The sequence below is a fragment of the Vibrio sp. 1CM7H genome, assembly GCF_023161645.1.
GTDB lineage: Bacteria > Pseudomonadota > Gammaproteobacteria > Enterobacterales > Vibrionaceae > Vibrio > Vibrio diabolicus.
The window spans coordinates 664,721-688,195 of sequence record NZ_JALNTV010000002.1 but is presented as its reverse complement, the minus strand read 5'-3'; the positions used below and the strand labels follow the sequence as shown (position 1 = coordinate 688,195).

Genomic DNA, 23,475 nt, shown 5'->3' with positions numbered 1-23,475 from the left:
CCCTAATTATCTTGTTATTTGTAATCGATATAATTATCCACCTTATCACGGTAAGTAGATTTTCTCATTCAAGTAACGAGGAGGGCTTATGGCCGTAGGGTGGGCAAACGACGATAGCGTCAGCCAACAAATTCAAAACACAATAGACGACGAAATTTCCCGTGTTCGTGGCAGTATCACAAAGGGTTAGAGCGCCCATTACTGCGATGAATGTGGTGATGAGATTCCGGAAGCTCGTCGTCTTGCAATGAAAGGCGTTCGTTTGTGTATCGCATGTCAGTCAACTATCGAATTGGTCTCTCAACGCCAAGTATTATTTAATCGACGAGCGAGTAAAGACAGTCAACTTCGATAGCTTTACTGCTCTAATAAATAACGAGACGGTTTGAGTCTCATACTCAACCGTTTTCATTTTGAATTGAACTATGAAGCGAAGCAGTCTTTGCGTTGTAACGCAGCATCAATCGCATTCACTAACTTTTCAATATCTTCCGGCTTGCTGATGAACGGCGGCATCATATAAATCAGTTTGCCAAATGGGCGAATCCAAACTCCGTGTTCAACAAACAAGGCTTGGATGGTTTCCATATTTACAGGGCGATGCGTCTCCACTACGCCAATAGCACCCAACCAACGGGTGTTTTTCACCAAGTCGTATTCTTCAAGTTTTGGTAGTAACTCAGAAAACAGCGTTTCAATTTGTTGGGTTTGTTGCTTCCAATCACCTTGCTCGATCAATTCCAAACTTGCAGTAGCTACAGCACAAGCGAGTGGATTCCCCATAAAGGTTGGACCGTGCATAAAACAACCAGCATCACCACCACAAACAGTGTCTGCTACGTGTTTGCTCGCGAGGGTCGCAGAGAGGGTCATGTAGCCGCCAGTGAGTGCTTTCCCGACACACAGAATGTCTGGTTGAATATCTGCATGTTCGCAGGCAAACAATTTGCCTGTGCGTCCAAAACCGGTAGCGATCTCATCTGCAATCAATAACAAACCGTATTTGTCGCAAAGTCTACGCACGCCTTTGAGAAATTCGGGATGGTAGATACGCATGCCACCTGCGCCTTGAACGATAGGCTCAAGGATCACCGCAGCAAGTTCTTGATGGTGCGTTTCAATCTTGTGCTCGAAGTCGGTAAGGTCTTCTGGCTTCCATTTATCCCAATAACCACAAGTTGGTGACTCCGCAAAGATATGCTCAGGCAAAAAGCCTTTGTAGAGAGAGTGCATTGAGTTGTCAGGATCGGTAACCGACATCGCCGCAAACGTATCGCCGTGATAACCGTGTCGCAAAGTAAGAAACTTCGGTCGGCGTTCGCCTTTTGCATGCCAATATTGCAGTGCCATTTTTAAGCTGACTTCTACGGCAACGGAACCTGAATCGGCAAGGAATACATGTTCAAGATTACTTGGGGCTAGGGGTAGCAACTTCTTACACAAACTGATTGCTGGCTGGTGGGTAATCCCGCCAAACATCACGTGAGAGACCTGATCGATTTGCTGGTGAGCCGCTTGATTTAAGTGCGGATGGTTATAGCCGTGGATCGTCGACCACCAAGAAGACATGCCGTCGACCAGTTCAGTACCGTCTTCCAATTTAATGTGAACACCATTTGCCGATGCCACTGGGTAGCAGGTCAGAGGTGTCAATGTCGAAGTGTAAGGATGCCAGATATGCTGGCGGTCGAAGGCGAGATCCATGTGCGATTCCAATAACAATTAAGATTAAAAAATAAACAGGTGTAAACTTTGTTATTTTGTGTTGTGTTGACAGTTTATCGAGACTCAGTAGACTGTCAACACAACAACAAAAGTGACTAAAGGAATACACGTGGAAGTTCGTCATAACTGGACGCATGCTGAAGTGCGCGATCTCATGGAAAAACCATTCATGGATCTCCTATTCGAAGCGCAGCTTGTACATCGTCAATATCAACAAACCAACCATGTTCAAGTAAGCACGCTTCTGTCGATTAAGACAGGTGCTTGTCCAGAAGATTGTAAGTACTGTCCTCAGAGTGCTCGTTACACCACAGACATCGAGAAAGAGCGTTTGATGGAAGTAGAACGCGTACTCGATGCTGCGCAAAAAGCCAAAAATGCTGGTTCTACTCGATTCTGTATGGGTGCAGCATGGAAAAACCCGAAAGAGCGTGACATGCCGCATTTGACCGACATGATCAAAGGCGTGAAGGGCATGGGTTTAGAAACGTGTATGACATTAGGCATGCTGACGCCAGATCAAGCAAAGCAATTGGCAACTGCTGGTCTGGATTACTACAACCACAACCTAGATACCTCACCTGAGTTTTACGGCAACATCATTACCACACGTACTTACCAAGACCGTTTAGACACTTTGTCTCACGTTCGTGATGCTGGCATGAAGATCTGTTCCGGTGGCATCATCGGCATGGGTGAAAGTGCTAACGACCGAGCAGGTTTGTTGGTTGAACTGGCTAATTTGCCAGTACATCCTGAAAGTGTGCCAATCAACATGCTGGTTAAGGTGAAGGGTACACCATTGGAAGAAGTGGACGACGTTGAGCCGTTCGACTTTATTCGTCTGATTGCAATAGCACGAATTATGATGCCCCAATCCGCAGTCCGTTTATCGGCTGGTCGTGAAAACATGAACGAACAAATGCAAGCGCTGTGTTTTATGGCGGGTGCAAACTCCGTCTTCTATGGTTGCAAACTTCTGACCACGCCAAACCCTTCTGAAGACAAAGACATGATGCTGTTCGACAAGCTCGGCATTAACAGCCAAGAGGTGTCTCAAAAACCTGATGAAATCGAAGAAAACGAGTTGCTGGATCGCGTCGTAGAGCGCGTTGCTGCTCGTCCGACAAAAGACGACCTTTTCTACGATGCCAGCGTTTAAATCTCGTATCGAGTCCGCCCTTGCTGAGCGTAAGACGCAAGGGTTGAATCGTTCTATGAATGTGGTGTTTGCCGGTAACCAGTCCGTTTTGGAACACGAAGGCAGACGCTACATCAACTTCTCAAGTAATGATTATTTAGGCTTGGCTAATGACCAAGCGCTTGTTCGTGCTTGGCAGCAAGGTTTAAGCGTATATGGTAGTGGCAGTGGAGCATCACCGATGGTGACTGGTTTTAGTGACGCGCACAGCAATTTAGAAGCCGCACTGACCGAATGGCTGGGTTACGACAGAGCAATTCTGTTTGGTTCTGGATTCAGTGCTAATCAAGCCTTGTTGTTCACCTTGTTAGAAAAATCAGACGTACTCATCCAAGACCGTTTGAACCATGCCTCGTTGATCGAAGCGGGGGCGCTGTCACCAGCTAAGATGAAGCGCTTCAAGCACAATGACATCGAACACCTGAAGTCGCTGATTAATAGCGAAGACAACCATCTAGTTGTGACTGAAGGGGTATTCAGCATGGACGGTGATTGTGCCCCACTTGCTGATATAGCTGAAGTCGTTAGCAGTCATGATGCTTGGTTCGCCGTCGATGATGCACACGGTATCGGCGTTCTTGGCCAATCTGGTGGTGGTTCTTGCGAGTTGGCAGCGGTTAAACCCGAGATACTGATCGTGACTTTCGGCAAAGCGTTTGGTATGTCTGGCGCGGCTATTTTATGTGACCACACAACGGGGGACTTTTTAACTCAGTTTGCTCGTCACCATGTGTATTCCACGGCGATGCCTCCGGCACAAGCCTATGCGCTCACGCATGCTGTCTCGATGGTTCAAGAGCAGTCTTGGCGACGTGAAAAGCTCACAGAGTTAAGTGAAGTGTATCGAGATAGCCTCAACGACGTTGAGGGCTTTGTTGAGACTCAAACTTCGATTAAGCCGTTTGTGATTGGTGAATCTGATTTGGCTTTGCGAGTAGCAGGTGCTTGTCGCCAAAACGGTATTTGGGTTACTGCTATTCGTCCTCCAACAGTTCCGAAAGGGACGTCTCGTCTGCGAATCACACTCACTGCTAATCACACTAACGAACAAGTTAAAACGCTTTCAATGGCATTGAAGCAAGCATTAGGAACGCAGTAATGGATAATGCAGAGCAAATGAAGTTGGATTGCTTACTGCCTAATAAACAAGCGATCGCCGCTTCCTTTAGTAAAGCAGCTAACACGTACGACAAACATGCTGCTTTCCAGCGTGATGTCGGCCATCGCTTACTAGACAAACTTCCGAATGACTTAACTCATAAACGTGTTTTGGATTTAGGATGTGGTACTGGCTATTTTTCTCAACTTCTTCAAGAGCGTGGCGCTGAGGTGTTTTGTGTGGACATCTCTCAAGAGATGTTAAGCAAAGCTATGGTGCGCTGTGGCCATGAACGAATGAATTATGTGCTAGCCGACGCAGAAAACTTGCCTTTCGACGATACAAGCTTCGACTACGTATTCTCTAGCTTGGCTTTGCAATGGTGTGCCGATTTAAGTTATCCCCTGAGAGAAGTTCGTCGTGTACTAAAAGCTAATGGGAAGGCGGCTTTTTCTACCCTAGCTGAAGGGTCACTGTGCGAGTTGCGAGCATCATGGAAAAAAATTGATGCATATCAACACGTCAATAACTTTCTATCGCTCAATCAGGTAAAAATTGCGTTAGCGCAATCTCGATGTGACAACCATCAACTAGACTTGACCACCATCACAGTTTGGTACGACTCAGCATTTTCAGTTATGCGTGACCTCAAAGGTATAGGTGCAAATCACGTAAGCGGGCGCTCACATGGTTTAACCAGTCGAGAGACTTTGTTGCAAGTTGAGCATGAGTACCAAGCGTTTAAAAATGATCAAGGTCTTCTACCTGCAAGTTATCAGGTTTGTTTTGGAGTAATACATCTATGATTGATGCTTTTTTTATTGCTGGTACGGATACTGATGTAGGAAAAACGGTAGCGTCTAAAGCCATTTTGCAAGCGTTGGCAGCAAAAGGACTAAACACTATTGGTTATAAACCAGTGGCAGCAGGGAGTGATAAGACTGAAGCTGGATGGCGTAACTCTGACGCGTTACATTTACAAGCGGCCGCGACACTCGATGTCGCTTATGATGATGTGAATCCATACGCTTTAGAATTGCCTGCTTCTCCTCACATCGCGGCAAAACATGAACATGTCGAAATAAAATACGAACTCCTCAGTGAAAAGCTGGCTCAACACAAGCAGCAAGCTGATGTCGTTCTCGTTGAGGGCGCTGGTGGTTGGCGTGTGCCTGTGTCAGATACCGACTGTTTATCTACTTGGGTACAAGCAGAGCAGTTACCCGTGGTCTTGGTGGTTGGTATTAAATTAGGTTGTTTGAGCCATGCTTTACTCACGGCAGAAAGTATTAAAGCAGATGGCCTGAATCTTGTTGGTTGGGTGGCAAACCGAGTGAACCCTGGCACCGAGCACTATGCTGATATTATCGAGATGCTTGAAGCGCGTATTGGTGCGCCTAAGCTTGGCGAAATCCCATACATTCCAAGTGCTAAGCGCAAAGAGCTAGGCAAGTACATTAATGTCGAGCCTTTGCTAAATACTGACTGATTGTGTTTAAAATACTAAAAACCAAAGGGCTGCGTAATGCAGCCCTTTTTTTATTGGTGTAATCTATAACATCAGATTACTTATCTTGGCTAAGCCCCATCAATGCTTGCTGAGTTTCTGCAACACGCTGAGACATATGATGATCGGTTGAAATACCAAGTTGTTGCTTCGCCTCATCCTCTGAGATGCCTAGATGACAACGTAGTAAATCAATAGCCATTTGATAGTCGTTAGTTTCTACCATGGTTTTTCCCTCAATACATGGAAGTTTTGAGCTTACCTAATGTACCTTTTTAATGTACTTAGAGTGGCTCTGTTTTGTTCATCTCATTTGAATCTAGCATGTCCATGTCGCCGCACAATAAGACCAAAGTCTATAGCGGGGCTAACATACTGTTTTTGGTCTAGTAAAATATTTCTAGCTAAGTTGCCTAGAGGTGATAGATTTAACATCAAGGTCATCCATTGATAGATGAGGTGCAATTCAAAGTACTTTTCATTACGGAAAGGAATGAATATGAATGGAGTAATGGCTTTTATCAGAACGTGCCTAGAAATCGCTTGAACATAATCTTTCAGTCTCGAAAACAAATGTTGCAATTTATTGCTTAACCTTGTTTTTATCGCGGATAGACTATATCTATAACGCACGGAGCATGAAACTTAGCGGAATTGGCTTTTACAGCGATTACCACCTGTTCCTTATAACAATCCGTTTTAAAAAAACGATAAGCTTCCTCGGAGAAAAGTAATGAAGCGAATTATGTTATTCCTAGCAACTAACCTAGCTGTCGTGCTAGTGCTTAGTGTTGTTCTGAATATTGTTTACGCTACCACTGGAATGCAACCTGGCAGTCTTTCTGGTTTGCTAGTTATGGCCGCCATATTTGGTTTTGGTGGTGCACTTATTTCGTTGATGATGTCAAAGGGCATGGCACTGCGCTCGGTTGGCGGTATGGTCATTGAAAGTCCGCGTAACGAAACTGAGCATTGGTTAGTCGAAACTGTGGGTCGTCAAGCTCAGCAAGCGGGTATTGGTATGCCAACGGTGGCTGTTTATGACTCACCAGATATCAATGCATTCGCGACGGGGGCAAAGCGAGATGACTCTCTTGTCGCGGTTTCCACTGGCCTTTTACACAATATGACTCGTGATGAAGCAGAAGCGGTACTGGCCCACGAAGTGAGCCATATTGCAAATGGTGACATGGTCACGATGACATTGATGCAAGGCGTTGTGAACACGTTTGTTATCTTCCTATCCCGTTTTATCGCCAATATTGTGGCATCGAACGATGATGAAGAAGGTCAAGGTACAAACATGATGGTTTACTTCGGTGTATCTATGGTGCTTGAGCTAGTGTTTGGTTTCTTGGCAAGCTTTATTACCATGTGGTACAGCCGTCATCGCGAATTCCATGCCGACGCAGGTGCTGCTCACTTAGTTGGTAAAGAGAAAATGATCGCGGCATTGGAACGTTTGAAGATGAGTCACGAATCTCAACTTGATGGAACAATGATGGCATTCGGTATCAATGGCAAGCAGTCATTGACTGAGCTACTGATGAGCCATCCTCCGCTAGATAAACGTATTGCAGCGTTACGTAGTCAGCAATACTAGTTGTAAAAACTGACAGCGCACACGAAAGTAATCGTTAATTTCCTGAAAAGGCTTGGTTTTGACCAAGCCTTTTTTTTGATCGATTGATCGCTTGCGAGATCCATCACGTATCTACCTACAGAAACAAAGTTATACAAAATAATTTTTGTACAACTTTTAAGGAATGAACTATCTTGTACATATAATAATTTTGTACAACTTGATGGGCATGTAGGAGTAAACACATGGACATACAGTCTGTTGGCAATATCTATCAAAAGCTGAATAAAGCGAACTTACATCTGCTTAAAGACGTATATCACCAAGATGTCGTATTTGAAGATGCTGCTCATCGTTTAGAGGGGTGGCCTGCACTTTCAGATTACTTCACATCATTATATGCCAACGTCATAAGCTGTGACTTTGTTATCCACGAACATCAACAAGTCGGAGATACTGGCTTCCTAACGTGGACCATGGATCTTCAGCATCCCAAACTTCAAAAAGGTGCACCTATTCTCGTTAATGGTGTGTCGCATCTTAAATTCAGCGAAGGCCAAGTTATTTATCACCGAGATTACTTTGATCTCGGAGAAATGCTTTACGAAAACTTACCTTTACTTGGCTCCGTCGTAAAAACCATCAAGCAGAGGTTAGGACAATGAACAATACTATCTTAATCACTGGCGCTACCTCCGGAATAGGGAAGCAACTGGCTTTAGATTACGCGAACTCTGATTGGAGCGTTATTGCTTGTGGGCGAAACAAAGACGTTCTTGCTGAATTGGGGGCTGCTTCTTCTAATATCCATACATTGCAGTTTGACGTGACAAACCATGAACAAACTCAGCAGGCGCTGTCCAGTATGCCTTTCACGCCGAGTACCTGGGTTTTTAATGCAGGGGATTGTGAGTATATGGACAACGGTGTGGTTGACGCGAAACTCATGGCGCGTGTGATGAATGTAAACGTCGTTGGTGTTGCCAACTGCGTAGAAGGTTGCCAACCACACTTAGATAAAGGGCATCGCATCGTTATCGTGGGTTCTATTGCTTCAGAAGTCGCGTTACCAAGGGCTGAAGCCTACGGCGCTTCTAAGGCCGCTGTGAGCTACTTTGCTCGCACATTAGCTGTTGATTTGAAGAAGAAGGGCATTCAAGTGGTGACCGTGTTCCCAGGCTTTGTGGAAACCCCGTTAACTGACAAAAATGACTTCGAAATGCCGATGATTATTTCTACGCGGCAAGCCTCGAACTCTATCAGAAAACAGTTGGCTGCCAACAAGACTCACATCTATTTCCCCGCGAGGTTTACCAGTATCTTACGTTTTATCTCGTTACTTCCATACAGTTGGCAAGCTCGCCTAACTGCTAAACTCGTGTCATAAGAAGGAATAAAAATGAAAACAGCAGGAAGAAAGAAGATAGCGATTGTGGGGACCGGAATTTCTGGCCTTACGTGTGGTTACTATCTACATAAAGAGCACGATGTCACCGTATTTGAAGCTAACGATTACATTGGCGGGCACACCGCGACGGTGGATGTAAAACTCGATGGTAAAGAATATGCGATTGATACGGGATTTATCGTTTACAACGATCGCACTTATCCTAATTTCATCAAAATGATGAACGAGATTGGTGTCGAAGGATTGCCAACCCAGATGAGCTTCAGCGTAAGAAACGACGGCAATGGCTTGGAATATAATGGTCACACCGTGTCGACATTATTTGCTCAAAAGCGCAATTGGGTAAATCCTAAGTACTATCGTTTTATCTTTGAGATCCTTCGTTTCAACAAACTTGCCAAAAGCGTCGCTAGCAAACAATCGAGTCATTCTCAGACGCTAGGTGAGTTTCTTGATGAGCACAACTTCAGTACTTTCTTTTCAGATAACTACATTTTGCCGATGGGCGCTGCAATTTGGTCTTCGACTTTAGCGGATATGCGCGCATTTCCGCTGATGTTTTTCCTTCGCTTTTTCTTAAATCACGGATTGCTTGATGTCACTAACAGGCCGCAATGGTATGTAATTAAAGGTGGCTCTCGTGAGTACATTCCACCTTTGACTCAAGGTTTTATCGATAAAATTCGACTCAATAGTCCGGTAGAAAAAGTTCTCCGTAGTGAGAATGGTGTGGGTTTAAAAGTTAACGGTGAAATGCACTGGTTTGATGATGCCATCTTTGCTTGTCACAGTGATCAAGCGATGAACATGTTAGGTGACATTAGCCCAGTCGAGCAAGAGGTGCTGGGTAATATGGCTTATCAAGCGAATGAAGTGGTGCTTCACACTGATACGAGTTTACTTCCAAAGCGTAAAGCAGCGTGGGCTTCGTGGAACTACCTACTGGAGGGCAGTGAAGACGAACAGCAACGTCTCCCTTCGCTTACTTACAACATGAATATTCTCCAACATGTTCAATCTGAGCACACATTCTGTGTCACGCTAAATAGCACTGAGCAGATCGAACCGAGCAAAGTATTACGGACGTTTACCTATCACCATCCAGTGTTCTCCACCGACTCTATCGCTGCACAGCAACGTAAAGAAGAGGTGCAAGGGCTGAACAATACTTGGTTCTGCGGCGCTTATTGGTACAACGGTTTCCACGAGGATGGCGTTCGCAGCGCATTGGACGTAGTGAAAGGGCTTGAAGAGAAATATCGCGTTCAAACTGCTGTCAACTTAGAAAAAGGTGCAGCGTGATATGGATAGCCAAATGAACAGCCAGTTGTTTGTTGGCAACGTTCGACATCGCAGGTTCACGCCGATAAAACATGAATTGAACTACTCATTGTTTATGCCAGCTATTGACGTCGATGAGCTAAAAAAACTAGAGGAAAAAGTTTGGGGTTTTGGCTCTCGTTGGTGGCATTGGGCACGCTTTAAACGCAGTGACTATGTTGGTGAGGGCTGCTTAAAGGTGGCCGTGCACGACAAAATTGAAGAGTTAACAGGTGTTCGTTGTACCGGCAAAGTCATCGCTGTTTGTCATTTGCGCTATTTAGGACTTTATTTTAGTCCGGTGAATTTCTACTACGTTTATAACAAAGAAGGGGAATGGAAATACCTCTTAGCTGAAGTCAGCAATACACCTTGGAACGAGCGTCATTACTACGCAGTCGCTGCTGAGCAAAACGATGAAAACTTTGGATGGGAACAAGAGAAAGCCTTTCATGTTTCTCCGTTTAATCCAATTGACCAACAGTATCACTGGAAGATTAAACCACTGACGGACAAGTTAAGGATTCATCTTGAATGCCACAAAAGCGAAAAGCACTTTGATGCGACGATGACAATGAAAGCTCAAGTGTTTTCGAGCAAAAGCTTATCGAAGTGTTTGATCGTTACGCCAATACAGACGGTAAAAGTAATGGTTGGTATTTATTGGCACGCATTAAAACTTTGGGTGAAAGGCGCGCCTTTTTATTCTCATCCTAAATATTCAACACACGACGAAATAGAAGCCGACACTAAAAAAACAGACAAAAAAAATAAAAAGCACAAGGAGAATTCTGCATGTTAAATACCAGTTCTATGACATTGCCGCGCAAATTGACGACAACACAAAAGGCGGCTCGCGGAGTTATTTTTCAATGTCTGCAAAAAATGGAAATCGGCTGCTTAACTGTTATTGAAAGCTTTAAGACGGAAACGAAAGAAAGAAGCGAGCGCTTTAATGCGCCCAACGGTGAATACAGCGGTCAGCCTGTTGTGGCGACGATTGAGGTAAAGCATCCTGGCTTTTACTCGCGAATCTTGCAAGGTGGCAGCATTGCGGCGGGTGAGGCTTATATGGATGGTTGGTGGGACAGCCCGGATCTAACCTCGTTAATGAAACTTATGGCTCTCAATATGCGAGCGCTAGATAAACTTGAAGAGAAAGGAAGTTGGCTGACTAAAATACTGTACAAGTTCAGTCATTGGACCAATCGCAATTCTCAAGAGAACTCTCGTAAAAACATTCATGCGCATTACGACTTGGGCAACAATTTGTACGAGTCATTTTTAGACGACAACATGCTGTACTCATCGGCCTTATATGTGCAAGACAACGATACTTTGGAACAAGCGCAAATCAACAAAATGGATCGTTTGTGCCAGCAACTTGAGCTTCAACCATCCGATCGAGTGATTGAGATCGGTACAGGGTGGGGGGCTATGGCCATTTACATGGCAGAGCAATATGGTTGTCATGTAACGACAACGACGATTTCTGAAGAGCAGCATGCTTACGCTGAACAAAAAATTAGAGAGCGAAATTTGGGCGACAAGATCACTCTATTAAAACAAGACTATCGAGACCTTTCGGGTCACTACGATAAGTTAGTCTCGATAGAAATGATCGAAGCGGTTGGAAAACAATTTTTGCCTTCCTACATCAAGCAATGCCAATCATTACTCAAGCCGGGTGGTTTAATGGCAATTCAAGCCATCACTATCGCTGACCAGCGTTATGATTACTACAGTAACAACGTTGACTTTATCCAGAAATACATCTTTCCAGGTGGGTTCTTACCTTCGGTTACATCTTTAACTCAAGCTGCGACCAAATACAGTGACTTGGTGGTGAGAGACTTATTTGATATTGGTCTGGACTATGCGAAAACCTTGAGCGAGTGGCACTCTAGATTTAATCAAGCTGAAGATCACGTACGCTCTCTCGGTTATGACGACCGCTTTGTCCGCATGTGGCGCTACTACCTTAGTTATTGTGAAGGTGGGTTTTTAGCTCGAAGTATCAGTGCCGTTCACATGACATTCCAGCGACCTTAAACCGTTATGAAGTTGCTGATTGCCTCTACATGGTTCCAGCTCTGTTGGTTCTCTGCAGTGCTTGGGACCTATCAATGGCAGTGGCTAACACTGATCTTAACATTTCTTACTCTTGTCTATTGTTGGAGGACGGACGCTTCTGCCTTGAAGCACATCGCGAGTATCGTTTTGGCGGGTGTAGTGCTCGATACGCTCAATCAACAGTTTTCTGTTTTTGTCTTTCCAACACAATGGTTACCCATTTGGTTGTTGTGCCTTTGGGTTTTGTTCTCTTGGTATGCCTATCAGCTCAAGCCTGTTTTGTACCGTTTCCCAAAAATCTACGTATCAATTGTAGGTGGCGTTGGAGGAACCGTCAGTTACTACGCCGGTTACAAGCTCCAAGTCGTTGAATATGGATTTAATACCAGCGTCACGTTGGTCATTCTATTTGCTGAATGGTTTGCCATGACACTTTTGATACTCAAGGTATACGGATATGAAAAGCTTGAAGAGAGATTTAACCCAGAGGCTGATTAAGGTAGTTGCTTCTCTAGTAGTTATGGGCTCCTTTGCTCTACAAGCTCAGCCAGTTGGAAACAGTGAAAACGCAGATAAGATGTCGAATTGGAAGGGGTGGAAAACCGTCGGTGAGGCACAACTCACATGGTTCATCTTCGATATATATCAGTCTCGACTAAGCGCACCTGATGGAAAGTTCATTGTAAATGGCGATGTATCACCACACCCTCTGGCATTGGAGATTAACTATCAAAGAGACATCAGCAAGCAGCAGTTGCTTGATGTAACTGATGAGCAATGGGCAAAGCTTGGTTTTACTGAATCATATCGAAAACGTTGGATCAGTGAACTAAACCGTATGTTCCCTGATATAAAAAAAGGGGATGAGCTTACTTACTTAACCGATGGTAAAACTGGTCAGCTTCTTTACCGACAAGCTGGCATTGCACAAATTAAGACAGTCGGCTTCGTTCAAGATGAGCGAATGAACGATGCGTTTTTGTCTATATGGTTGTCACCTAATACAGAGTTCCCAAAACTTCGAAAACAATTAATAGGGCAGGTTAGATAGTGCTTAAACGAATTTTAAAATCAGTCGCCTTGGCTGCTGCGGCCTTACTTTCAGCATGCTCAGCAGATATCGATAATTATCAATCATCTACACCGACTTTTGATTTATTCGGCTATTTTGAAGGCGAAACAAAGGCGTGGGGGATGGTCCAAGATTACACTGAACAACAAACTCGTCGTTTTGAAGTCGACATCGTGGGTACTGTGGAAGGTAACACGTTGACGCTGGTGGAAGACTTTGTGTTTGATGATGGAGAGGTTGACCAGCGAATTTGGGTTATTACCAAATTAGAAGATGGACGCTATGAAGGTAAAGCAGAGGATATTATTGGTGTAGCCACAGGGGCTGAGCAAGGCAATGCGTTGCAGTGGCGGTATGACTTTGAGTTGCAAATGGATGACTCAACAGTAACGGTCGCTTTTGATGATTGGCTTTATCGTCAGGACGAGAAGCATGTTTTCAACCTCACCAAAATTAAAAAGTTTGGTATAGAGGTCGGGACAATAACCTTATTCTTCCAAAAACAGCCATAATAGTTGAGGGGTTTATCCTCTTGCATTACTACCAAATAACCGAAATTATTTCTTCCTAACTAAAAAGGTTGACGCTTTCACGTCAACCTTTTCAATTGCAGATCATCAAGGTGTGATTACAGCTTATCTGTCAGCTCAACCGCTTGACCAATGTAGTTCGCTGGCGTCATCTCTTTCAGACGTGCTTTCTCGTGCTCAGGGAGCTCAAGACCGTCGATGAAGTTGCGCATTGCTTCGCCGTCTACACGCTTACCACGAGTTAGCTCTTTTAGCTTCTCATATGGCTTCTCGATGCCGTAACGACGCATAACTGTTTGTACTGGCTCTGCTAGTACTTCCCAGTTTTTATCTAGTTCAGCAAGAAGCGCTTCACGGTTTACTTCTAGCTTGCTGATGCCTTTAAGCGTAGAAGTGTAAGCGATAATAGCGTAGCCAACACCAACACCAAGGTTACGTAGAACCGTTGAGTCAGTTAGGTCACGTTGCCAACGAGAGATAGGCAGCTTTTGTGCTAGGTGGCCGAATACTGCGTTCGCAAGACCTAGGTTACCTTCAGAGTTTTCAAAGTCGATTGGGTTAACTTTGTGCGGCATTGTTGAAGAACCGATCTCACCAGCAATGGTTTTTTGCTTAAAGTGGCCTAATGCAATGTAACCCCAAACGTCACGATCGAAGTCAATCAGGATAGTGTTGAAACGAGCGATAGCGTCGAACAGCTCAGCGATGTAATCATGCGGCTCGATTTGTGTTGTGTAAGGGTTCCAAGTTACGCCTAGAGACTCTGTAATGAATTCTTCAGAGAACTTGTGCCAATCTAGCTCAGGGTAAGCAGAAAGGTGTGCGTTGTAGTTACCTACTGCACCGTTGATTTTCGCTAGGATCTCAACGTTTTCGATTTGCTTGAATTGACGCTCCATACGGTACGCCACGTTTGCCATTTCTTTACCCATTGTAGATGGAGAAGCAGGCTGGCCGTGTGTACGAGATAGAAGAGGAATGTCGCGGTATTCAACTGCGAGTGCTTTGATAGCGTCAATTAGGTTACGGATTTCTGGAAGAATCACTTGCTCACGTGCTTCTTTTAGCATTAACGCATGAGAGGTGTTATTGATGTCTTCAGAAGTACATGCGAAGTGGAAGAACTCGTTTACTGCGTGCAGTTCAGGAACGTCTGCTACTTTCTCTTTTAGGAAGTACTCAACCGCTTTTACGTCGTGGTTAGTTGTACGCTCGATCTCTTTGATACGGCGTGCATCTTCTTCAGAGAAGTTTGCAGCAAGGTCGTCTAGGAATTGGTTTGCTTCTGCGCTAAACGCTGGCACTTCTGCAATTTCAGCAGTAGCAGCAAGCTTTTGTAGCCAGCGGATTTCAACGATAGTACGGTACTTTAGTAGACCGTATTCACTGAAAATTTCGCGTAACGCAATTGTCTTGCTTCCGTAACGGCCGTCTACTGGTGAAACAGCAGTCAATGCTGACAGTTCCATGATGTTCTCCTGAATTGGGTTTCTAAATTTCGTGAGCGTTATACCAATAACTGTGGCAATTGTCACGAATATTGCGCAAACGTTTGCGCGGGATTTGTTTTATTCGAAAAAAAGTAGCTCGCGATAAACGCGAGCTAGCAGAGTATTCTACATTCTGGCTAACAGGATTTGAGCCTGTTCGACCATTTTCTTTCGGCCAAAAATTAGATGACGACGTTTACCGCCTACTTGGCGCCACAGAACAGCACTACGAATGCCAGATAGCAGTAGAGCACGGACTTTGTGTTGGCTGGCCGTTTGTTGCAGTACAGAAGGCGTGCCTGTTACTTGAATGCGTGGTCCTATAGGGCTAACAACATCCAAGTAGATGCTTGCTAAATTGCTGATCATTTGATCATCTAGCAGTTCAAAATGCTCTGACTGGCGCTTGGCCATCTGGATACGGTCACCAAGCTGGGACATGGCATCGTTGCGAGCGCTTAACTTACGCTCTAGCGCCATTAAGCTAATGATGTAACGAGTGATCTCACTGCCTGATGGGGTGCTATCAATCCCTTTAACCAGACACTCCAGACCGAGCTTTAGATCGGCTTCGCGACCGAATACGCCAACGGTGTTAGCAGGGTTTGTGTTCAAAATAGCGTTGATTGATGTTTCAAAAGCATCTTGATCACAATGCCCGTTTCTCGCAACTTGTTGAACCAAAGCGACAGCTTGGCAAATACCAGCGAAAGCGATAGTACGGTCATAAAGTGTATTCGCCACGTAACGACTCCTAAGCTTGAGAATATTTAATGCGTTGCTCGATGATGCCGCCACCTAGACATACGTCATCTTTATAAAACACTGCTGATTGACCAGGCGTCACTGCAATTTGTGGTTCATCAAAGATCACTTTAATGTTTTCATCATCGATCGGGATGATTGTACAAGGAATATCTTCCTGACGGTAACGAGTTTTCACTGTGCACTTCATAACATCGCGAATTGGCTCACGATCTACCCAGTGAAGTTGTGACGCAAGTAGACCTTCTGATTTTAGCATCGGGTGGTCTTTACCTTGGACTGCGATTAGCACGTTACGCTCTAGGTCTTTTTCACCGACAAACCACGGCTCTTCGTTACCACCGCCGCCTTTACGGCCACCGATGTGTAGACCTTTACGCTGACCTAGTGTGTGGTACATCAAACCTTGGTGTTGACCGATCACTTCGCCTTCTGGCGTTTCGATATTACCAGGCTGAGCAGGAAGGTAACGACCTAGAAAGTCGGTAAATTTACGCTCACCGATGAAACAAATACCTGTCGAGTCTTTCTTCTTCGCTGTTACTAAACCTTGCTCTTCCGCAATACGGCGTACTTCAGGTTTCTCTAAATCACCAACAGGGAAGAGGCTACGGCCAATTTGTTCGTGGCTTAGTGTATATAGAAAGTAGCTCTGGTCTTTGTTGCCATCTAGGCCACGCAACATCGCTGGTTTCTCACCGTTATCTGGGAAAGAGCGACGTACGTAGTGACCCATTGCAATGTAGTCAGCATCAAGCACTTCATCAGCGAATTCTAGGAATGCTTTGAACTTGATTTCTTTGTTACAAAGAATGTCAGGGTTCGGTGTACGACCCGCTTTGTATTCAGCAAGGAAGTACTCAAATACGTTATCCCAGTATTCGGCAGCAAAGTTGATGGTGTGTAGATGAATGCCTAGCTTGTCACATACTGCCTGAGCATCAGCAAGATCTTCTGCTGCTGTACAATATTCTTCGTTGTCATCTTCTTCCCAGTTCTTCATGAACAGGCCTTCTACTTGGTAGCCTTGTTGCTTGAGAAGATACGCAGAAACAGATGAATCAACGCCGCCGGACATACCGACGATGACTTTCTTTTGGCTGTTATCAGACATTACTAAACACCACTTAAATAAACGGGATGCAGATTCTATCAGAATCCACAGACCGGTGACAGATCCGAGATCGAAATCACAATTCGTTTCGCTGCATTTTTCTTCAACAGAAATTCGAACGGGCAATTTCGCAAGTATAGAAGAGGTATATATGGCATAGTTGGCAAAAATCCAAGAGGAAAGTCCAAATGACCGAAGAAAACCAGTTTATGCAAGAAGCCGAGTTGATTGAAATTGTTGAAAACCAACTTGAGGACGGCAATCCATTAAAAGTTAAAGAGACGCTAATGCGCTTAATGATGACAGGGACACCTAGAGAAGAAGCGGTTGCAATGATGGCATGTGCCATGTCGATTGAAATTTTCGATGTGATGAAAAATGAAGGTGAGTTCAACCTAAAGCGTTACTGCGAGCACCTTGAGCAACTGCCAGATCTAAGTTTTATGGAAGGTGAATAAGGAGTCTAGAAGAAAAAAGTGGCTAGCAAACGTTTGCTATAATTGCTTTTATTGCCGCTTTATTATTAGCGGTATAGAATCCGTTCTCCTTTTCATCCCCTTACTCAGACTGACAATATGAAATTTCCTGGACAACGCAAATCGAAGCACTATTTTCCTGTTCATGCTCGTGACCCGCTGGTGAGCCAAGCACAAGAAAGCAAGAAGATGACGCGCACTCACATCATTGGTATTGACCAAACTTTGGTTGATATTGAAGCTAAAGTTACAACGGATGTGATTGAAAAGTACGGTCTGAGTAAAGGTCACTCTTTGGTTATTGATGACGAAAGAGCAGAAGAGTTGTACCAGCAACTTAAAGAAGAGAACTTAATTACCAATGAGTATGCGGGTGGCACAATTGGTAACACGCTACACAACTACTCTGTGCTAGCAGATGATCGCTCTACGCTGCTTGGAGTGATGAGTCAGGATATCAAAATTGGTAGCTATGGCTACCGTTACCTTTGTAATACATCAAGCCGCATGGACTTGAACTATCTACAAGGTGTTGATGGCGCTATCGGTCGTTGTTTCGCTCTTATTACAGAAGATGGTGAACGTACTTTTGCGATCAGTGAAGGGCAAATGAACCAACTGCATCCTGATAGCATTCCAGAAAAAATCTTTAAAAATGCATCGGCGCTTGTACTAACGTCATATTTAGTACGTTGTAAAGAAGGCGACCCAATGCCTGAAGCAACAATGAAAGCGATTGAGTACGCGAAAAAGAATGATGTACCTGTTGTTCTGACTCTTGGGACGAAGTTCGTTATTCAAGATGACCCGAAATATTGGCAAGAATTCATTCGAGATAACGTTTCAGTCGTTGCGATGAATGAAGATGAAGCAGAAGCTCTGACGGGTGAGTCAGACCCACTTGCTGCATCTGATAAAACACTGGAGTGGGCAGATCTAGTATTGTGCACCGCGGGGCCTGTAGGCCTATTTATGGCGGGTTATACGGAAGATAGCGCGAAGCGCGAAACTTCTTTGCCATTACTTCCGGGGTCAATCGCTGAATTTAATCGCTATGAATTTAGTCGTCCGGCGAAAAAAGATACATGTGAAACACCAATAAAAGTGTACTCACATATCTCGCCATATATGGGTGGTCCAGAAAAAATCAAGAATACCAATGGTGCAGGTGATGCTGCGTTATCTGCTGTTCTTCATGATATGGCGGCAAACAAATACCATAAAGAAAATGTGCCTAATTCAAGCAAGCACAGTAACGAATATTTAACTTACTCTTCTTTTTCTCAAGTATGTAAATACGCAAACCGTGCGAGCTACGAAGTTCTCGTGCAACATTCTCCACGTTTGTCACGTGGGCTTCCTGAGCGAGAAGATAGCCTAGAAGAAGCATACTGGGAACGTTAATACACAGTAGTTTAATTAACCATTCTATAACTAAAGTAAAAGGCGCATTAAAAAATGCGCCTTTTTTATTTGGATCATTACAAATAAAAAAGGCTCCCAATAGGAGCCTTTTAAAAAATAGCGCGAATTTAGATCAGGAAATCATCCAGAGATTTACCTGCATCAAGTTGCTCTTGAATTGCAGAAGGTGTACGACCTTGGCCTGTCCAAGTCTTCTCATTACCGTTTGAGTCTGTGTATTTGTATTTAGCTGGACGAGGTGCACGCTTCGCTTTGCCTTTAGTCTTAGTTTCGCCAGATAGCGCAGTAATAAGCGCTTCTACGTCAATACCATCTTGAGCAATTTTCTCTGCGATCTCTGCTAGCTTAGCTTCTTGCTCAGCTTGTGCTGCACGTTCTGCTTCTTCTGCTTCACGACGCTCTTCTACGACAGTAGTTAGTTTATCTAGAGCTTCTTCCAATTGTTCTAGAGTCAGCTCACGAGAAAATGCACGAAGGCTACGGATATTTAGAAGGGTTTTAGTCAGCTCTGACATAACGATTCCTATTAAAAGGTTAATGTGTTGGGCACTTTTTATCGTTACGATTAAATAATGCCAATCTATAAATAAACAAAGAGTCCTTATATTTAACTTTATCTTTTCCTTATGTGCAAATACTAAATCAAGATTTTGTTTAAATTTAGCTATTTTTTTAAAGCAATAAATATTATTACACTCGAAATAAATCTTATTAGATGAGAATTGAAATCAACACTCGTTATTGTATAGAGATAGAGCCAGCTTGGTTTTTATAAAAAAAGTTGAGTTATTACTTAAAAATATGAAGCGTCCATCTTTGATGGAGTGTCATATATCCTTAATTTATTGATACAAGATAAACCATGATATTTTTAAGGTAGTAATAATGTTTCATAAATAACAAAATTGATGTGATTTCAGTTGCACAAAACTAACTTGAAGTAGACAAGGTTTATAAATTATCTCAGTCATTATTTATTTGTTTAATTTAGTTTGATGTGTTGCATTGACTCTCATCATAAGTACAATGGCTGCTACCTGATGCAATATTGCAGACAATTTGTTGTTAATTTGTACAGTTAGTGGTTAATTGTTTGTTGTTGCCGTAGAGGCGCGGTCTCGAAGAGTAGCTATTATTGGGGTGATGCCAATGAATAATAGTGGAAGGCGAAGATTGCCGAAGTAAGTAACTCATCAAAGTTACTTGCTGGGGTTGTATCTGAAAGGAACAACACTGCCATAGTATATATTCACATTAAACTATGGAGCGCTACTGTAGGGTTGGGTGGAGTGTTCGCTTCCCTGTCGCTAAGTTCAACATGAGCACGTATCGTATGCTACGTGACTTGTCTGCAGTAGATCTCTAGCCAAACTTTGGTTTTTGAAGATCATGAATTTAATAGATTTTTCTAGTTCTCCTGTTTCATTATTGCCACCTATTGTCGCTTTGACTTTGGCGATTCTGACTCGACGTGTATTAGTTTCCTTAGGTGTAGGTATCGTGCTGGGTGCGGTTCTACTTAATAGCTGGTCTATCGGTGATACCGTTAGTTACGTGAGTTCTCAAGTTTCTTCTGTCTTTATTGAAGATGGCGGAATTAACACTTGGAACATGAGCATTGTTGGTTTCCTAATCTTATTAGGTATGACAACTGCATTATTAACGCTATCTGGTGGTACTCGTGCATTTGCCGAATGGGCACAATCTCGAGTGAAGAGTAAACGCGGCTCCAAACTTCTTGCTGCCTTTTTAGGCGTATTCATTTTTGTCGACGATTACTTTAACAGTCTTGCTGTTGGTGCCATTTCTCGTCCAGTAACCGACCGTTTTTATGTGTCTCGCGCGAAGCTTGCGTACATTCTAGACTCAACTGCTGCACCAATGTGTGTGATCATGCCTGCTTCTAGCTGGGGTGCTTACATTATTACGATTATCGGCGGTATCTTAGTCTCACATGGGATCACTGAGTATTCGGCTCTTGGCGCGTACGTTCGTCTTATTCCAATGAACTTCTACGCAGTTTTTGCACTGCTTATGGTGTTTGCTGTGGCGTGGTTTGGCCTCGATATCGGTAAGATGCGTGAGCATGAAATCTCTGCATCTCAAGGCCGCGGCTTTGATAAAGACAAAGAAAACGACTCGCAAGAAGCGCATGATCTAAACGAAGAGCTAGATATCCGTGAAAGCGAAAAGGGTAAAGTGTCAGACTTGGTACTTCCTATCGTGACGCTGATTATTGCGACTATCGCTTCTATGCTTTACACGGGTGGCCAAGCATTGGCTGCTGACGGCAAAGAGTTTGCGCTTCTAGGTGCGTTTGAAAATACAGATGTAGGCACATCACTAATCTACGGTAGCTTGCTTGGCTTAGCTGTCGCATTATTTACTGTTGTGAAGCAAGGTCTTCCAATGGGTGAAATTGCACGCACACTATGGATTGGTGCTAAGTCTATGTTTGGCGCGATTCTAATCCTAGTATTTGCCTGGACTATCGGTTCGGTTATCGGTGATATGAAGACGGGTTCTTACCTTTCTACAATGGCTCAGGGCAATATCAATCCACATTGGCTACCGGTTATCCTATTCTTGTTGTCTGGTCTAATGGCATTTTCAACAGGTACTTCTTGGGGTACGTTCGGCATTATGCTTCCAATCGCGGGTGATATGGCTGGTGCAACCGATCTTGCGCTAATGCTCCCAATGCTAAGTGCAGTTTTAGCCGGTGCCGTTTTTGGTGACCATTGTTCACCTATCTCCGATACCACTATTCTGTCGTCGACTGGTGCACGTTGTAATCATATTGATCATGTATCGACCCAGTTGCCTTATGCATTGTCCGTGGCGCTAGTTTCCTGTGTTGGCTTCATTACTTTGGGGATGACTGCGTCAATTGCATTCTCATTCATCGCTGCATCAATCACATTTATTATTGTATGTGGAGCACTTTCTTGGTTGTCGAAGTCTAAAATGGCATCGTGCCAAAATGTCTAGTACAGCTCAGTGTTTTTAATAAAGAGGAAGCTCCGCTAAATTTAGCGGAGCTTTTTTTTAACGCGATTTAGGTGAGGGGGGCAATCGCGTTTTTGGGGATAATCGTTTCGTGTTAAAAGCGAGCTATTTGTGTTCTGAGCACTCCTTTCTGTGCTGTGATAGAAAATCTATCAACCGACTTCTTCTTAGCTCTAAGCAAAGACTATGCCTGGTTTAACTTGTTGATTTTAAAGACGGTAATGTCAAGAGGTTTATGATGAGGGGCTAAGTAAATGATATATGATGATTTGTCTGTTACACAGTGTCACGTTACACCTGTACAGCAACTAAACATTTAAGTTGTATTTCTTTATTAGACGATAAAGCGTTGTTCTTGAAATACCAAGATGACGTGCAGCCGCACTCATGTTGTGCTTATTTTCTTCGATAGCTTGCAGTAGGTAGTCGAGATCAATTTGGTCCACTGAAGGGAGTAATTGCCTTTCATTATTATCAAGGCCCAAGTCGGCGACGAGAAGCGTGTGATCTTCACACATGACAATCGCTCGTTGGATTACATTTCGCAGTTCTCTTACGTTACCTGGCCAACGATGTTTGAGGAGCTTGGCTTTGACTTTATCCGACATTTTTTGTACCTGACCATGAGACAAATCTGTTAAGAAGTGTTCTGATAACATAAGGATATCTTTCCCACGCTTTCTCAGTGGAGGAATGGTTAATGGCAAGATATTAAGCCGATAGAATAAATCTTCACGGAATCCACCTTGTACAACCTCATTTTTCAAATCCACGTGGCTCGCAGCAATGACTCTACAGTCCACGTCAATGAATTTATCAGCGCCGACTTTATGGATTTGCTTACTCTCTAAAAAGTGCAGAAGGTGGATTTGTAGATCCGGCGGCATATCACCAATCTCATCTAGGAATAGGGTACCTTTATGCGCTTTTTGAATAAAACCGATACGATCTGAAATCGCTCCTGTAAATGCTCCTTTTTCGTGACCGAAAAGTTCGGACGCAATAAGACCACTTGGAATTGCGCCGCAGTTAACTTCAACAAAAGGTGCCGAGTGTCTGTTCGACAACTGATGAATAAGACGAGCACAGAGACCTTTGCCCACCCCTGTTTCACCCTGAATGAGTACTTCAGCATCACATTGAGCGTACTTTTGGATTGCCGTGCGAAGTTCTTGGATACATGCACTATGGCCGATTAATGGGTATAGTGTTGTATCGCTGAAATCCACAGCTTGTTTGTTACTACCGTTACGCAGTTTCATGGTTAATCACTATTTTTTGCCCCACTAAAATAATAGTTTTGAATGAGTCGTCTCAAACGTGAGTGGATGTCTCTTTATTGAGAATGATGTCAATTACTAAGGGCGGTGAGATCTAAATAGTTGTTTTGATGAAAATTCATACTATTCTTCTTTTTCTTTAAGAATAGGGTTGAATAGAAACCTAATTTCTACCCATATACTCAACTGAAATTAAATTTAAACCCTTTAAAATCAAGTAATTATAAAAAATAGTTAGAAAATGCTAAATTCAGTATTGAAAAATATAGAATCCTTGGTTAGTGTGGTTACTAACGAAGCAACTCAATAGAGCCTTAAATAAGTATGCGTAATTTTGTAATGAACATTCATCACCATCATCACCCAATCTAGTCTTTCGGGCGATGTACGCATACCCGG

The 23,475-nt window shown here is 43.6% G+C and carries 23 protein-coding genes, 1 pseudogene, 1 riboswitch and 1 other annotated feature (1 of these 26 running past the window's edge); of the genes and pseudogenes, 17 read left to right on the top strand and 7 right to left on the bottom strand.

Annotation, left to right across the window (positions count from 1 at the left end):
- The first annotated feature begins 88 nt into the window (after nt 1-88).
- Nucleotides 89-355: pseudogene (locus MSG33_RS11395) on the top strand (DksA/TraR family C4-type zinc finger protein).
- A 68-nt stretch (nt 356-423) separates the two neighbouring features.
- On the opposite strand, the gene bioA reads toward MSG33_RS11395, so the two are convergent.
- Nucleotides 424-1,704: an adenosylmethionine--8-amino-7-oxononanoate transaminase gene (gene bioA, locus MSG33_RS11390; RefSeq protein ID WP_048626213.1), complete on the bottom strand. Its 1,281-nt coding sequence runs from the start codon at nt 1,702-1,704 to the stop codon at nt 424-426.
- A 130-nt stretch (nt 1,705-1,834) separates the two neighbouring features.
- Here bioA and bioB point away from each other — a divergent pair, with 130 nt between their 5' ends.
- From bioB to bioD, 4 genes are read left to right on the top strand one after another with little or no spacing between them, the layout of a single operon-like run.
- Nucleotides 1,835-2,887: a biotin synthase BioB gene (gene bioB, locus MSG33_RS11385; protein ID WP_012841957.1), complete on the top strand. Its 1,053-nt coding sequence runs from the start codon at nt 1,835-1,837 to the stop codon at nt 2,885-2,887.
- Complete coding sequence (gene bioF / locus MSG33_RS11380) at nt 2,874-4,025, top strand: 8-amino-7-oxononanoate synthase (protein WP_248381102.1); 1,152 nt, start codon at nt 2,874-2,876, stop codon at nt 4,023-4,025. The genes bioB and bioF overlap by 14 nt, the downstream gene beginning before the upstream one ends.
- Nucleotides 4,025-4,831, top strand: a complete 807-nt coding sequence (bioC, locus tag MSG33_RS11375; RefSeq protein ID WP_046874764.1) for a malonyl-ACP O-methyltransferase BioC — start codon at nt 4,025-4,027, stop codon at nt 4,829-4,831. The genes bioF and bioC overlap by 1 nt, the downstream gene beginning before the upstream one ends.
- Nucleotides 4,828-5,514, top strand: a complete 687-nt coding sequence (bioD, locus tag MSG33_RS11370) for a dethiobiotin synthase (RefSeq protein WP_005390831.1) — start codon at nt 4,828-4,830, stop codon at nt 5,512-5,514. The genes bioC and bioD overlap by 4 nt, the downstream gene beginning before the upstream one ends.
- Nucleotides 5,515-5,590: 76 nt before the next feature.
- Here the strand turns inward: bioD and MSG33_RS11365 are convergent, their stop codons facing one another.
- Entirely contained in the window at nt 5,591-5,758 is a 168-nt protein-coding gene (locus MSG33_RS11365) for a hypothetical protein (protein WP_005378215.1), read from the bottom strand.
- A gap of 507 nt (nt 5,759-6,265) precedes the next feature.
- Here MSG33_RS11365 and htpX point away from each other — a divergent pair.
- From htpX to MSG33_RS11320, 9 genes are all read left to right on the top strand, one after another.
- Nucleotides 6,266-7,135, top strand: coding sequence for a protease HtpX (gene htpX / locus MSG33_RS11360; protein WP_248381099.1), 870 nt, complete (start codon nt 6,266-6,268; stop codon nt 7,133-7,135).
- Nucleotides 7,136-7,359: 224 nt separating this feature from the next.
- Complete coding sequence (locus tag MSG33_RS11355) at nt 7,360-7,779, top strand: nuclear transport factor 2 family protein (RefSeq protein WP_005390833.1); 420 nt, start codon at nt 7,360-7,362, stop codon at nt 7,777-7,779.
- On the top strand, nt 7,776-8,501 hold the full coding sequence (locus MSG33_RS11350; RefSeq protein WP_176320347.1) for an SDR family oxidoreductase: 726 nt from the start codon (nt 7,776-7,778) through the stop codon (nt 8,499-8,501). The genes MSG33_RS11355 and MSG33_RS11350 overlap by 4 nt, the downstream gene beginning before the upstream one ends.
- A 12-nt stretch (nt 8,502-8,513) precedes the next feature.
- Nucleotides 8,514-9,824 carry an NAD(P)/FAD-dependent oxidoreductase gene (locus MSG33_RS11345; RefSeq protein WP_248381096.1) on the top strand — a complete coding sequence of 437 codons (1,311 nt, stop codon included), beginning with the start codon at nt 8,514-8,516 and terminating at the stop codon, nt 9,822-9,824.
- Between the two features lies 1 nt (nt 9,825).
- Complete coding sequence (locus tag MSG33_RS11340) at nt 9,826-10,644, top strand: DUF1365 family protein (RefSeq protein ID WP_065645363.1); 819 nt, start codon at nt 9,826-9,828, stop codon at nt 10,642-10,644.
- Complete coding sequence (locus MSG33_RS11335) at nt 10,638-11,894, top strand: cyclopropane-fatty-acyl-phospholipid synthase family protein (RefSeq protein WP_054867767.1); 1,257 nt, start codon at nt 10,638-10,640, stop codon at nt 11,892-11,894. The genes MSG33_RS11340 and MSG33_RS11335 overlap by 7 nt, the downstream gene beginning before the upstream one ends.
- A gap of 6 nt (nt 11,895-11,900) precedes the next feature.
- Complete coding sequence (locus MSG33_RS11330; RefSeq protein ID WP_041852975.1) at nt 11,901-12,413, top strand: DUF2878 domain-containing protein; 513 nt, start codon at nt 11,901-11,903, stop codon at nt 12,411-12,413.
- Nucleotides 12,373-12,966, top strand: coding sequence for a chalcone isomerase family protein (locus MSG33_RS11325; protein WP_248381093.1), 594 nt, complete (start codon nt 12,373-12,375; stop codon nt 12,964-12,966). The genes MSG33_RS11330 and MSG33_RS11325 overlap by 41 nt, the downstream gene beginning before the upstream one ends.
- 11 nt (nt 12,967-12,977) lie before the next feature.
- Nucleotides 12,978-13,499 (top strand): DUF3833 domain-containing protein, encoded by a 522-nt coding sequence (locus MSG33_RS11320; protein WP_041853046.1) that lies wholly within the window; start codon nt 12,978-12,980, stop codon nt 13,497-13,499.
- Between the two features lie 116 nt (nt 13,500-13,615).
- On the opposite strand, the gene purB is transcribed toward MSG33_RS11320, so the two are convergent.
- From purB to mnmA, 3 genes are all read right to left on the bottom strand, one after another.
- A complete protein-coding gene (gene purB / locus MSG33_RS11315) occupies nt 13,616-14,986 on the bottom strand; it encodes an adenylosuccinate lyase (protein WP_005390853.1) in 1,371 nt (456 codons plus the stop codon).
- Between the two features lie 147 nt (nt 14,987-15,133).
- Nucleotides 15,134-15,751 carry a high frequency lysogenization protein HflD gene (hflD, locus tag MSG33_RS11310; protein WP_046874772.1) on the bottom strand — a complete coding sequence of 206 codons (618 nt, stop codon included), beginning with the start codon at nt 15,749-15,751 and terminating at the stop codon, nt 15,134-15,136.
- A 10-nt stretch (nt 15,752-15,761) separates the two neighbouring features.
- Nucleotides 15,762-16,886: a tRNA 2-thiouridine(34) synthase MnmA gene (gene mnmA, locus MSG33_RS11305; protein WP_005390857.1), complete on the bottom strand. Its 1,125-nt coding sequence runs from the start codon at nt 16,884-16,886 to the stop codon at nt 15,762-15,764.
- Nucleotides 16,887-17,074: 188 nt separating this feature from the next.
- On the opposite strand from mnmA, the gene MSG33_RS11300 reads away from it, so the two are divergent.
- A complete protein-coding gene (locus MSG33_RS11300; protein WP_005390859.1) occupies nt 17,075-17,344 on the top strand; it encodes a hypothetical protein in 270 nt (89 codons plus the stop codon).
- A gap of 117 nt (nt 17,345-17,461) precedes the next feature.
- Nucleotides 17,462-18,766, top strand: a complete 1,305-nt coding sequence (locus MSG33_RS11295) for an inosine/guanosine kinase (protein WP_005390861.1) — start codon at nt 17,462-17,464, stop codon at nt 18,764-18,766.
- A gap of 128 nt (nt 18,767-18,894) precedes the next feature.
- Here MSG33_RS11295 and MSG33_RS11290 read toward each other — a convergent pair whose 3' ends face one another.
- Nucleotides 18,895-19,302, bottom strand: a complete 408-nt coding sequence (locus tag MSG33_RS11290; RefSeq protein ID WP_005390863.1) for an H-NS family nucleoid-associated regulatory protein — start codon at nt 19,300-19,302, stop codon at nt 18,895-18,897.
- 582 nt (nt 19,303-19,884) lie between these two features.
- Nucleotides 19,885-20,067, top strand: a riboswitch (Lysine riboswitch).
- Between the two features lie 109 nt (nt 20,068-20,176).
- On the opposite strand from MSG33_RS11290, the gene tet(35) reads away from it, so the two are divergent.
- Nucleotides 20,177-21,778: a tetracycline efflux Na+/H+ antiporter family transporter Tet(35) gene (gene tet(35) / locus MSG33_RS11285; protein WP_005390865.1), complete on the top strand. Its 1,602-nt coding sequence runs from the start codon at nt 20,177-20,179 to the stop codon at nt 21,776-21,778.
- Nucleotides 21,779-22,104: 326 nt separating this feature from the next.
- On the opposite strand, the gene MSG33_RS11280 is transcribed toward tet(35), so the two are convergent.
- A complete protein-coding gene (locus tag MSG33_RS11280; RefSeq protein WP_248381090.1) occupies nt 22,105-23,058 on the bottom strand; it encodes a sigma-54 dependent transcriptional regulator in 954 nt (317 codons plus the stop codon).
- Between the two features lie 365 nt (nt 23,059-23,423).
- Nucleotides 23,424-23,475: a sequence feature (His leader region), on the top strand (it continues 86 nt past the right edge of the window).